This is a genomic window from Enterobacter dykesii, assembly GCF_008364625.2.
Classification (GTDB): domain Bacteria; phylum Pseudomonadota; class Gammaproteobacteria; order Enterobacterales; family Enterobacteriaceae; genus Enterobacter; species Enterobacter dykesii.
The window spans coordinates 3,498,358-3,512,280 of the sequence record NZ_CP126604.1; the positions used below are offsets into that span (position 1 = coordinate 3,498,358).

3 protein-coding genes are annotated in these 13,923 nt (G+C 62.9%); all 3 read left to right on the top strand.

The window, feature by feature from the left end; genetic code table 11:
* Positions 1 to 182: 182 nt before the first annotated feature.
* The 3 genes from F0320_RS16620 (at position 183) to F0320_RS16630 (ending at position 13,921) form a co-directional block, all read left to right on the top strand.
* A complete protein-coding gene (locus F0320_RS16620) occupies positions 183 to 10,241 on the top strand; it encodes a BapA/Bap/LapF family large adhesin (protein WP_149323909.1) in 10,059 nt (3,352 codons plus the stop codon).
* An 81-nt stretch (positions 10,242 to 10,322) separates the two neighbouring features.
* A complete protein-coding gene (locus F0320_RS16625) occupies positions 10,323 to 11,726 on the top strand; it encodes a TolC family outer membrane protein (protein ID WP_126329512.1) in 1,404 nt (467 codons plus the stop codon).
* Entirely contained in the window at positions 11,723 to 13,921 is a 2,199-nt protein-coding gene (locus F0320_RS16630; RefSeq protein ID WP_126329513.1) for a type I secretion system permease/ATPase, read from the top strand. Before F0320_RS16625 ends, F0320_RS16630 begins: the two co-directional genes overlap by 4 nt.
* The last annotated feature ends 2 nt before the right edge of the window (positions 13,922 to 13,923 follow it).

Consider the following 13,923-nt stretch of genomic DNA (forward strand, 5'->3'; position numbering starts at 1 on the left):
TTTATAAGTCATTAGATTCGCTCTGATGTTGCCACTCTGAATTCTGGCGGGCATCGTGCGCGCTAAAAACGACGGTGAGTGCTGCGTTATAACAGCAACTGCGCCGGGGGCGCCCTTTACCTTCTGCAGAGATGGCTCGTCTTGCTTGCCGTTCATGATACATCTGCTGGAGTAATGCCTAAATGAGCCAAATCTCTGTTATATCGAAACTTACTGGCGTGGAAACGACCACGGAAGGCACACAGATTACGCTGAGCCATTCCTCTATCGTTGAGCTTCATGTCGAGCGAGCGAGCGTCTCCCACTTCGCGCGAAACGGTAACGATCTGCTGGTTACGCTGCACTCCGGCGAGGTGATCACCCTTAAAAATTTCTACGTCACGGACGCGCAGGGCGTGAGCCAGCTGGTACTGCAGGACAGCAACGGCGCATTATGGTGGATTGAAGATCCGACCGGAGCCGCCACGTACGAATCTATCGCGTCCACGGACGTGCTGCTTGCGGCCTCCGGGAGCGACGCCGGTGGTGCCGCCATCTGGCCATGGGCCCTGGGCGGTATTGCCGCTGCGGGCGGCATCGCGGCGGCGGCAAGCTCCGGCGGCGGGGGTGATAGTGGCAGCAGTAACAATTCGGCCGATCCGGATACGACAGCGCCGAACGCGCCTTCCGGCCTTAAGTTCTCTTCAGATGGCAAAACCGTCACCGGTACCGCTGAACCCGGCAGCACCATCACGCTGAAAGACGCGAACGGCAACGTCATTGGCACAGGAAAAACGGGCAGCGATGGCAATTTTACCGTCTCTCTCGACACACCGTTGACCAACGGCGAGCAGGTGACCGCCACAGCGACGGATAACGCCGGGAATACCAGCCCGGGCACAACGCTCAACGCGCCGGACACCACCGCGCCCGATGCGCCAGCCATCACCAGCGTAACGGATGATATCGCCCCGCAGACGGGGGCAGTCAGCAACGGCGGCAGCACCAACGATCAGCGTCCGCAGCTTACCGGCACCGGCGAAGCGGGCTCGACAGTGACGATTTATGACGGCGGAGTCGCTATTGGTACGGCGGTCGTCGCCAGCAACGGCACCTGGACTTTTACCCCGTCAGTTGTTCTGAGCGAAAGCACCCACCAGATTACCGTGCGGGCAACCGACACCGCCGGCAACACCGGGCCTGCCTCGCCGGTGTTTACCCTGACGGTGGATCTTACTCCGCCGGACGCGCCGACCGCGATTGTGTTGACCGACGATACGGGCGTTATCAAGGGAACCATCACGTCGGGCGCTTCTACCGATGCTTCACTGCCGATCCTGGCGGGAACGGGCGAGCCCGGTGGGACCATCACCATCTACGATAACGGCGTGGTTGTTGGCACAACAACGGTGCTGCCCAACGGCACCTGGAGCGTCACGCCGAACGGTCCGCTTCCGGACGGGACACACTCCATAACCGTCACTGAAACTGATGCCGCAGGAAACCTGAGCGCGACCTCAGAGCCCGTCATCTTCACCGTGGACACCACGCCGCCGTCTGCCCCGGGTAATCTCGTGGTGTCGAATGATGGCGGCACCATCAGCGGCATCGCGGAAGCTGGCAGCACGGTGACCATCCGTGAAGGCGACGTCACCCTTGGCACAGCTGTTGCCGACAGCCAGGGTAACTTCAGCCTGACGCTGACCCCGCCAAAAGTTAACGGCGAAATCCTGACAGCTGACGCCACCGACACGGCAGGTAACACGGGGCCCGCAACCTCCGCGGCGTCACCGGATATTACCCCACCGCAGACGCCAGTTATCGTGTCGGTGATTGATGACGTGCAGGCCACCACCGGCCCCGTGGGCCAGAACGGCCTCACCAACGACCGGGCCCCGACCGTGAACGGAACGGGCGAAGCGGGCTCGACCATCACGATTTATAACGGCAGCGATGTCCTCGGTACGGTGGTTGTTCCCTCCTCCGGCCTGTGGAGCTTTACGCCGCCCGCACCGCTGACCGATGGCACGTACGAGCTGACGGCGAAGGCGACGGATCCCGCCGGTAACCCGAGCGGGTTGTCAGCCCCGTGGACAATTAACGTCGACGGCACGGCACCTGGCGCCCCGGTGATTTCACAAGTCGTGGACGATGTTCCCGGGCGCACCGGCTCGCTCGACATTAATGAGACCACTAACGACGCCACCCTGACGCTCAGCGGTACCGCCGAACCAAACGCGACGGTCACCCTCCGCGTGGACGGTGTTGCTATTGGTACGACCGTCGCCAATGGTCTTGGCGTATGGATCTTTACCCCAGACACCCCGATCGCTGAAGGTCCACATACCCTGACCGCCGTCGCGACCGATGCGGCAGGTAACACCAGCGGCGTCTCCAACACCTGGACTCTGACGATTGACAGCGTCGCGCCTGCCGCCCCGGTCATTACCCAGGTGCTGGATGATGTGCCGGAACGCCTCGGCGCGCTCAACCCTAACGACAGCACCAACGACACCACGCCGACGCTCTACGGCACGGCTGAACCCGGCTCAACCGTCACCATCCGCCTCGATGGCACCGATCTTGTCACGGTTCCGGTCGACAACAATGGCGCGTGGACCTATACCCTCACGACGCCTCTTGTCAGCGGGCCTCATACCTTTACCGTTGTCGCCACAGATACCGCGGGTAACACCAGCCAGCCGTCAGGCGGCTTCACCCTGACCGTCGATACCACACCGCCAGCGGCAGCAACCATCGCCACCGTGACAGATGACGTCGGTGGCGTTCAGGGCACGCTCAGCAGCGGCGATACCACGGATGACACCCAACCCCTGCTGCAGGGCACCGCCCCGGCTGATGCGACGATCACCGTCTATGACGGTGCCACCCTGCTCGGTACCGCCACCCTCGACGGCAGCGGAGGCTGGAGCTTTACGCCCGTTACCCCGCTCACTGACGGCCCGCATTCCCTGACGGTTCACGCCACGGATGCCGCCGGCAATACCACTATCTCCAGCCCGTTTGTGTTGACGGTAGATACCGTCGCTCCTGCAACGCCGGGTATCCCGGTCATCACCGTCAATCCTGACGGAGCAGACACAACGCTGAACCCGGGCGAAACCACCCGCGACACCACGCCAACCCTGAGCGGTACCGGCACGGCGGGCGATACCGTGACGATCTATAACAACGGCACCAAACTTGATGATGTCATCGTGGACGGTACCGGCAACTGGTCCTGGACGCCATCACCCCCACTGTCCGGCGGTACCTATGACATCACCCTGACCGTCACCAACGTGGACGGCACGGGCAACGAAAGCGCCCCGTCGCAGCCGATAACTTTCACCATTGATACCGAAGCGCCGGCTACGCCTGCGGCACCGACCGTCACCGACAGCGTCACCCAGATCACCGGCCCCGTACCCAATGGCGGAACCACCAACGATCCGCGCCCGGTTCTGAGCGGTACCGGCACGCCGAACGACGTCATCAACATCACTGACACCGTCAACGGCATATCGACCGTCGTGGGCACCGTAACGGTAGACAGCAGCGGTAACTGGAGCTGGCGCCCTGGCAGCGACATTGCCGAGGGCAGCCACGCCTGGACCGCCACCGCCACCGATGAAGCGGGCAACGTCTCTGACCCGTCGCCAGCGATTACGATCGTCGTGGACACCCTGGCGCCGGATACGCCGGTGATTGGCGCCGTGGGCGGCGCACCTGATGGTGGCTTTATCACGGATACCACACCGACAGTGGGTGGAACCGGGGTTAACGGTGAGACGGTGATCGTCTACAACAACGGCGTCGAAGTGGGCCGTGTTGTGGTGGTTAATGGAGAATGGAGTCTGACGCTTCCCACGCAAACGGACGGTCCGCTCAACATTACCGTGGCGGGCGTGGACGCAGCGGGTAACGTCAGCGCGCCGAGTTCGGTCTTTACCGTCACCCTCGATACCGTTGCGCCTGGGATACCGCAGATTAATGCCGTCTCAGACAGCCAGCTCACCAACAACGTGCTCTACACCCGCGACGGCGCGCCGACCCTTACCGGGACAAGCGAACCCGGCACCACCGTTATCGTCTCCGTCGACGGTATCCCGTCGGGCGTGCCGGTCACGATACAGCCGGACGGCAGCTGGAGCTGGACCGCAGGCACAACGCTCTCAGACGGCCCGCATACCTTCACTGTCTCCGCTACCGATGCGGCGGGTAACGCTTCAGGAACTTCAGCCCCGCTGAGCGTGACTGTTGATACCCAGGATCCAACCGCCCCGGGCAATCTTAGCCTTGCTCCAGAAGGTACACCGCTGACCGGAACCGCCGAGGCTGGAGCACTCATTACCGTTAAGGATAGTGGCGGAAACGTCATTGGTACCGGGGTTGCGACCGGAGGCAACTTCTCCATCGCGGTCAGCCCGGCCCCGCAGGATGGCGCGACCCTGACCGTGACCGCAACCGATGCGTCCGGACGTACCAGCCCTGATGCGACTTACAACGTCACCGGTACGCTTCCGAATCTTCCTGACGTGCCCATCATCACGGCGATCGTCGATGACGCGGATCCGGTCACTGGCGATGTGAAAGGCAAAACAACCAATGACACCACGCCAACGCTTACCGGCACGGCCGAAGCGGGCAGCCTGATCACCATTTATCAGGACGGCAGCGCGACGCCATTGACAACGGTGACCGCCGACGGCAGCGGCAACTGGAGCTATACGCCAGCCGCGCTTGGCGAGGGGCTGCACACCTTTGAGGTGACCGCGACCCTCAACGGCCAGACCAGCGGCCGCTCTCCGGCGGCCAGCGTCACCGTCGACCTCACCGCACCGGGCACGCCAGCTATCGGCGCGGTGATTGACGACGTCGGCCCGGGAACCGGTCCGCTGACCAGCGGCCAGACCACCAACGACAACCAGCCGACCCTCACCGGCACCGGCGCGGTCGGCGATACCATCTCCATCTACAACAACGGCGTGCTGCTGGGGACCGCGGAGGTCGGCAATACCGGCACCTGGAGCTACACCACGCCCGTTCTGGCTGAAGGCAATAACGTCCTGACCATCCGCGAGACCGATCCGGCGGGGAACCAGAGCGGTCCTTCGGCGGGCTTCACCGTTGTGGTGGACTCCGTTTCCGCCACGCCGGTCATCACCAACGTCACGGATAACGTCGGTAACGCTGCCACCACGGTGGTCAGCGGCAGTGAAACGAACGACGCCACGCCAACCCTTTCGGGGACAGCGGACGCAAACAGCGTGGTGACCATTTTCGACGGCGGCACCCAGATTGCCGTGGTAACGGCTGACGGCACCGGCGCGTGGACGTTTACCCCTGACACCGCGCTCGGCGAAGGCTCACACAGCTTCACCGTTCGGGCAACCGATCCGCTGGGCAACGTCAGCGCGGTCTCAGCCCCCTGGAGCATAGAGGTTGACCTGACGGCACCGACGGTTCCGACGCTGGATAATGTGAACGACAACGCCCCTGGCGGCGCCCAGGGCAACCTCACCAGCGGCCAGGTGACCAACGATAGCACCCCAACCATCAGCGGTACCGGCCAGGCGGGCAGCACGATTCACATCATGAACAACGGCACGCAGATTGGTACGGCGCTCGTTGACGGCAGCGGGAACTGGTCCTTTACGCCGACCGCGCCGCTGGGCGACGGCAGCTACTCCCTGCGCGCTTATGCAACGGATACCGCAGGCAACGCCTCGGCGAACTCGTCGGTCTTCGCCTTTACCATTGATACTGCAGCTCCCGGCGTACCGGTGGTGACCAGCGTGATTGACGACGTCGGTCCGGTCACCGGGACGCTAACGTCGGGTAACAGCACCAACGACGCGCGTCCAACCTTCAGCGGCACGGGTGACGTAGGTTCTACCGTGCACGTGATCGTTGATGGCAGCGAAATTGGCACTGCGGTGGTCAATGCCCAGGGCAGTTGGACCTTCACCCCGGGTACCGATCTGCCCGATGGGCCGCACGCCATCACCTTCAACGCCACCGACGTGGCTGGCAATACCGGTAGCACGACGGCACCGTTTAACCTGACGGTGGATACGGGCGTGCCGTCGGCGCCGGTCATTTCGACCGCGGGTGACAACGCGGGCAGCATTCAAACCCCGCTCTCTTCGGGGCAGAGCACTGACGACACCACGCCGACGCTGAACGGCACCGCGACCGCCAACGCCACGGTCACCGTGTACGAGAATGGCCAGCCGGTCGGCACCGTTCAGGCGGACGGTACCGGCGCATGGAGCTTTACGCCGTCAACGCCGCTCACCAGCGGCAGCCATACCTGGACCGCCACGGTCACCGATGCAGCGGGCAACGTCAGCCTGAACTCGCCGGACTTTACCCTGATTGTGGATACCACCGCACCGAACGCGCCGGTTATCAGCCAGGCGATAGACGACGTGGGCACCATCACCGGCCCGCTCACGTCCGGCCAGACAACCGACGATACGGTACCGCGCCTGGTCGGAACCAGCGAACCGTTTGCTACAGTGAAGATCTATGAGGGAACTACGCTGGTTGGCACGGGCACCGCGGATGGCAACGGAAGCTGGAGTATCTTACTCAACACTACGCTGACGGCGGGCGCGCACAGCTTCACCGCGCAGGCGACGGATGCGGCAGGCAACACCAGCGTGTCGTCCACCAGCTTCAGCCTCACCGTCGACACCACGCCGCCTGCGCTGCCGGTGCTGACCAGCATTCTGGATGACGTGGGCAATGCGGCAACGCCGGTGGCGAACGGCGGATTCACCAACGACGCGCAGCCAACCCTCAGCGGCACGGCGGAAGCCGGGTCGACGGTGAAAATCTTTGATAACGGCGTACAAATCGGCAGCGTGACGGCGACCGGCGGAGCGTGGAGCTTTACGCCATCCCCGGCGCTGGCCAACGGTCCGCACAATTTGACCTTTACCGCCACCGATGCGGTGGGCAACGCCAGCGCGCCGACCGCCGGGTATGTGATTAACGTCGATACCCTCGCGCCGGGCGCGCCGGTTATCAGTTCGGTGATTGATGATGTCGGCAGCGTCACCGGTCCGGTGACCGGTACGAATCCGACCAACGACACGCGCCCTACGCTGAGCGGAACCGCCGAAGCGAATGCCACGGTGCGTATCTACGACGGCATTACGCTGGTGGGCACGGTGACCGCAGACGGCAGCGGCAACTGGACCCTGCCGCAAACCACCACGTTGACGCAAGGAACGCATAACTTCACCGCCACGGCCACCGATGCGGCGGGCAACACCAGCGTGGCGTCAGCCGTGACGACGATTATCGTCGATACGACCGCCCCAACGGCGCCAACCGGAACCTTCAACGCCGACGGTAGCGTCCTGACCGGAACTGCGGAAGCAGGCAGCACCGTCGCGATCCGCCTTGCGGACGGCTCAACGGTGACCGCCATTGCGGGCAGCAACGGCACCTACAGCTACACCTTCATCAACAAACAGATCGAAGGCCAGACGCTGCAGATCACCGCTACCGACGCCGCGGGCAACACCTCCCTGCCGGGCTCCGCCCTTGCGCCGGTGGTGCCGCTCTCTGCCAGCAATAACGTCGAAGAGCTGGACCTCAGCACCACGGCCACCGTGACCAACAGCCAGTACAGCGATTACGGCTTCCTGCTGGTCGGCGCCGTGGGCAACGTCCTGACGCTGCTGGGCAATGATACGGCCCAGGTCAACTTCACGGTGGGCAGCGGCGGCAGCGCGGATATCGTGGTGAACGCCAACGCCACGGGAGCAGTGCTCTCTCTGCTCAACACCCTTGAGCTGGTGGTTCAGCATTACGTCAACGGCGCCTGGACCACCGTGGTGGACACCGGCCAACCGCAGTTTGCCGATCTCCTGACCCTCGGCGCAACCGGCGTTTCGCTGAACCTGACCGGGCTGGCCGACGGCAACTATCGCGTGCTCAGCTACAACACCAACCTGCTGGCGACCGGCTCCTACACCAGCCTCGACGTGGCAGTGAAAGAGACCGGTCCGGGTACGGTTACCGGCGACACCAGCCTCAACGGCAACGTGATCCTCGATACGGATCCGACAGCCGGCAGCGACAACGCGCCGGCCGGAACCACTATCTCCACGGTTACTAACGCGCAGGGCGTCACCACTAGCGTGAACGCCGACGGCACGGTGATTCAGGGCCAGTACGGTACGCTGACCATTAACCGCGACGGCAGCTACACCTACAACCTGACCGACACCAGCGCCGCAGTCATTGGCCGCACAGAGAGCTTCAGCTACACCATTACCCACAACGGCGTCAGCGCCTCGGCGAACCTGGTTCTCTCTCTGGGTGCCGGTACGGTAATCAACGGCATTGTGGCGGTGGACGACACGGCCTCGCTGACCTTTGACACCACCGTGAGCGAGATTAACAACGGCACATCGTCTCAGGGCGGCGTTACTCTGGTAGGCATTAATCTCGGCAGCACGCTGGGGCTTAACCTGCTGGACGACATGACCAACCCGATTATCTACAACGTGGAGGAAGGCACGACCCGCACCATGACCATCCAGGCCTCCGTGGGCGGCGTGGCGCTGGCGTCGGTGTTCGACCTGTACGTCTATAAGTTCAACAATGCGACCCAGACCTTCGAGCAGGTTCGCGTTGAGTCGGGCTGGCTGCGCGCCCCGGTGCTGGGGGGAACGTCACCTCAACTGACGCTGAACCTGCCTGCCGGGGAGTACCTGTTCCTGCTGAATACCGCGTCCGGGATCGCTGTACTGACGGCCTACACGCTGAGCGTCCTGCAGGATCATGTCTACAGCGTGGCGAGTATCAGCGAAACCACCACGGGCGACGTGCTGGCGAATGACCCGGTTCCAGCGGGCACGCTGGTTACCGAAGTGAACGGCGTTGCGGTCAACAGCAGTGGAACCACCACCATTCAGGGAGAATACGGCACGCTGACCATTAATTCGTCCGGCCAGTACACCTATACCCTGAGGAGCGGCGTGGGGGCGGATCATATCAGCACGCCGGACACCTTCGTCTACACCGTTACCGCGCCTGACGGCTCGAAGGATACGGCATCGCTCAACATCACCCCAACCGCGCAGGCGATGAATGCGGTCAACGACGTCAGCACCGCAATGGACGTCACCTCGGTGCACCACACGTCGGTCTACTCCGATACCACCGTGGGCGTCGCCAGTTGGACGACCGCGCTGCTTTCATCAACCCAGGGCAGCGGCAGCGGAACCTTCGTGGTCGACGCGAACACCGCGCTGCACAACGCGTCGCTGCACTTTAGCGTGGCCTCGCTGCTGTCGCTGGGCGGACTGACGGTGAACTGGTCTATTAGCGACGGTTCGGGAGTTATCCGCAGCGGCTCCTTCAGCGGCGCCTCGCTGCTGGGCGGCAGTATCGACGTTCCGCTCACCGGGCTGGATCTGAACGCCGGGACCTATACGCTGAGCTTTACCGGTAGCGTACCGGGGCTGAGCGTGGGGAACATCACCATCACGCCAAGCGTGAACGGCACCACCTACTCGCTGAGTGATTTTGACGTCACCGGCAGCCACACCGTCAACGGCAATATCTTTGACGGCACCGATTCTGGCGGCGTCCTGGATCAGCTCCACTCGGTGGATACCCGTCTGAGCGTGACCGGTTACAACGGCGTGACCACCACGCTGGATCCGTATACCGGCAGCGCAACGGTGAACATTGTCGGTCATTACGGCACGCTGGCGATCGGCGCGGACGGTCACTACACCTATACCCTCAACAGCGGGGTATCGCTCTCAACCATGACCTCGAAGGAGACCTTCAACTACACCCTGACCGACTCAACCGGTAGAACGGACAGCGCCACGCTGACCATCAATATGGCGCCACAGTTCATCAGCTCTGAGCATAACGACGCTATCACCGGTACGGCCTACGGCGATACGCTGATTTACCAGGTGCTGAACAGTACGGTGGGGAATGGCACGGCGGGTAACGTCAGCAGCACCGCGGGCGATCACTGGACCGGCTTCTCGCTGGCGCAGGGGGACAAAATCGACATCGGCGATCTGCTGGTCGGCTGGAACGGTAGCTCCGCGACGCTGGGGAATTATCTCCATGTCACTAATAGTAATGGCAATACCGTGATCTCCATCGACCGTGACGGTGCGGGAGGCACCTACACTAATACCACGCTCGTTACGCTTGATGGCGTTCAGACCACCTACGACGAGCTTGTTAACCAGCAACACATCATTACCTGATAGCACCTGCAGGAGATGACCCGGGCGCACAGCGCCCGGGCATAAATAATAAAGCCGTACTCTTTTTATTAGGGACATGACATGGGAATGAAGATGCCTCACTGGTGGCTCTCGTGCTGCCTGATATCTGTGCCCGCTCTTTGCGCGAACCCGGCGGCAATCATCAATACCGGCCAGCTTCGCGAAACGCAGGAACTCCCCTCGCTCAATGGCCGCGTCGCACCTGCGGCGGGCAAAGCCGCACCCGGTTCATTGCAGCTTGGCGATGCCGTCAACCGCGCCGTCACCTGGCACCCGGCCATCAGCGAAGCCGTGGGGAAACTCTACCAGCAGAGCGAAGAGGTGGACGTCGCTAAATCAAAATACTATCCGCAGATTAATGCCGGCGTGGACAACGGTTATTCCCATGACGGCGACCAGAACGGCTTTACGCCGTCGCTGGTGCTCTCTCTTTCACAAATGCTCTACGACTTTGGCAAAGTGGACAGCCAGGTGCGGGCCGAGAGCGCGGGCGTTGCCCAGCAGCAGGCCAACGTGCTGGTAAGTATCGACACTATCGCCCACGATACCGCTATCGCCATGGTGCAGGTGCAAACCTGGCAGCAGATGGTCGAGACCGCTAAAGAGCAGTTCGACGCCCTCTCCTCCATTGGCAAACTGACCCGTCTGCGTAATGACGAAGGAGCCACGTCGCTCTCTGACGTAGTACAGACCGATGCCCGTATCGAAGGCGCGCGCGCCCAGCTAATGCAGTACCAGGCAAGCCTGGACAGCGCCCGCGCCACGCTGATGAGCTTTCTCGGCTGGAACAGCCTGAACGCCATCAGCAATGACTTTCCGCAAAAGCTGGGCCGGAGCTGCGACATTGCCGAGCCGGATGACCGTCTGGTGCCCGCGGTACTTGCCGCCTGGGCGCAGGCTAACGTCGCCCAGGCGAACCTCGACTACGCCGACGCGCAGATGACGCCCACCGTCTCGCTGGAGCCGGAGGTGCGTCACTACATGAACGATCGCTACGCGGGGAGCGAAACCCGGGATCGCACCCAGTATTCCGCATGGGTGAAAGTGCAGATGCCGCTCTACCAGGGCGGCGGCCTCACCGCCCGGCGTAACGCTGCCGGACACGCGGTGGAGGCGGCGCAGTCCACCGTTCAGCGTACGCGTCTGGACGTTCGCCAGAAACTGCTGGAAGCCCGCAGCCAGGTGATGAGCCTGCAAAGCACGCTGCAAATTCAGGGCCGCCAGGAAGCCCTCAGCGCCCGCACCCGTGAACTGTACCAGCAGCAGTATCTCGATCTCGGCTCGCGCCCGCTGCTCGACGTGCTTAACGCCGAGCAGGAGGTCTATCAGGCGCGCTTCACCCAGCAGCAGACCCTCGGTCAGCTGCACCAGCTGCAGCTCAACTGCCTGTATAACACCGGGCAGCTGCGTCATGCGTTCGATCTTGATAACCGCACCATCCAGACCGTGGAGATCCAGCCATGAAGCAACGCGAAATCCCGCAGGGTGAAATGATGACGGATGAGGCGCTGGCGCAGTGGGCGCAGGCCTTTGGTTTTGTCGCCACGCGCTACCGCGTCGCCTGCTCGCCCGGCGCGTTGATCGCAGGCGCACCGTGGCTGAAAGGCAAACCGATGGTGCCCGCCCTCACCCAGCTGGCCCGCGAAGCGGGGCTGTCGTTTCAGCTCCTTACCGACGATCGGCAGGCGATCAACAGCTGGCGTCTGCCGGTGGTGGTGGCGATGAATGACGGCAGGATCGGCGTGATCGAGCATTTCGACGGGGACGATACGCTGGAGGTCAGCTTTTTCGACGATGAGGCCTACACCAACCGGCTGTCGATGACGGCGATGCTGCCCGCTATCCGCCACGTCATTGCCCTGCGTCCACTCGCCGCGCTGAAGGACAGCCGCGTGGACGCCTATATCTCAAAATACCGCCCGGACTGGCTCTACCGGCTGGTGATGCGCGACCTGCGCCCCTACAGCTGGGTCATGCTGGCCGCCCTCTTTATCAACGTGCTGTCGCTCTCCGGGATCGTCTTTTCCATGCAGGTGTACGACCGGGTGATCCCCGCCCAGTCCTACCCGACGCTTTACGTCCTGACTATCGGGGTGCTGATCGCCACGCTGTTTGGCTTTGTGCTTCGCGTGGCGCGCGGGCACATCATGGATCTGCTCGGCAAGCGCTCGGACATGCGCGTTTCGGATCGCGTCTTCGGCCACGCGCTGCGGCTGCGCAACAGCGCGATCCCCCGCTCCACCGGCAGCTTTATTTCTCAGCTGCGCGAGCTGGAGCAGATCCGCGAGATGGTCACCTCGTCCACCATCTCGACGATTGTTGATCTGCCCTTCTTTCTCCTGTTCGTGGTGGTGCTGGCGATCATCGCCCCGCAGCTGGCGTGGATCGCCCCGGTCGCGGCGGTGATCATGGTCCTGCCCGGCCTGCTGCTGCAGAAGAAGCTGGCGGAGCTGGCAAAGCAGTCGGCCCATGAATCAACCCTGCGCAACGCGGTGCTGGTGGAGAGCGTGCAGGGGCTGGAGGACATCAAGCTGATGCAGGCGGAAAACCGCTTTTTGCAGCAGTGGAACAGCTATATCCAGATCACCGCCGAATCCGGCCTGCGCACCCGCGAGCTGACGCAGAACCTCATCAGCTGGGGGATGACCATTCAGAGCCTGGTTTACGCCGCCGTGATTGTGGTCGGCGCCCCGATGGTGATCGACGGCACCCTGACCACCGGCTCGGTGGTCGCCGCGTCGATGCTGGCCTCCCGCATGATCGCCCCAATGGCGACGCTGTGCGGCGTGCTGGCGCGCTGGCAGCAGGTCAAAGCGGCAAAAGAGGGGCTGGACAGCATCATGCAGCTTCCCACCGAAAACCAGCGCGAGGAGACACCGATCCGCCAGGACGTGCTGCGCGGTCATTACCTCTTCGAGCAGGCGCAGTTCCGCTATCAGCCGGACGATCCGCGCATGGCGCTGCGCATTAACCGGCTGGAGATCCGGCCGGGAGAAAAAGTGGCGATCCTCGGGCGCAACGGCGCGGGCAAATCGACCCTGCTGCAGGCCATGGCGGGCGGGATGGATCTGGCGGCCGGCGAGCTGCGGCTTGATAACTTCAGCCTGCCGCATCTCGACGTCGCCGACGTGCGGCGCAACGTCGGCTTTATGACCCAGAACGCCCGGCTGTTTTACGGCACTCTGCGCGAAAACATCATCCTCGGCATGCCGCGCGCTACCGACGAAGAGATTTTCGAGGCGCTGGAGCTAACCGGCGCGGCAGGCTTCGTGCAGAAGCTGCCCAAGGGGCTGGACTACCCGATCATGGAAAACGGCGTGGGATTATCCGGCGGGCAACGCCAGTCGATTCTGCTGGCGCGAATGCTCCTGCGCGATCCGAATATTGTGCTGATGGATGAACCCACCGCGTCGCTGGACGAGCACACCGAGCGGGAATTTATCCAGCGTCTGGGCGACTGGCTCGGGCATCGCACCCTGATTGTCGCCACGCATCGCGTACCGGTGCTGGAACTGGTGGAGCGCGTCGTGGTGTTGAAAGAGGGAATGCTGGTGATGGACGCGCCAAAGGCCCAGGCGCTGAACAACAGCCGTATGCAGCAGCAACAGCAGCAGGCAGCAACTGGACGGGAGTGGAAAAATGAAAATCAGTCAGCGTGACG

Coding starts and splice junctions, on each gene's coding strand:
- F0320_RS16620 (WP_149323909.1), top strand. CDS start 183: ATGAGCCAAATCTCTGTTATATCGAAACTTACTGGCGTGGAAACGACC.
- F0320_RS16625 (WP_126329512.1), top strand. CDS start 10,323: ATGGGAATGAAGATGCCTCACTGGTGGCTCTCGTGCTGCCTGATATCT.
- F0320_RS16630 (WP_126329513.1), top strand. CDS start 11,723: ATGAAGCAACGCGAAATCCCGCAGGGTGAAATGATGACGGATGAGGCG.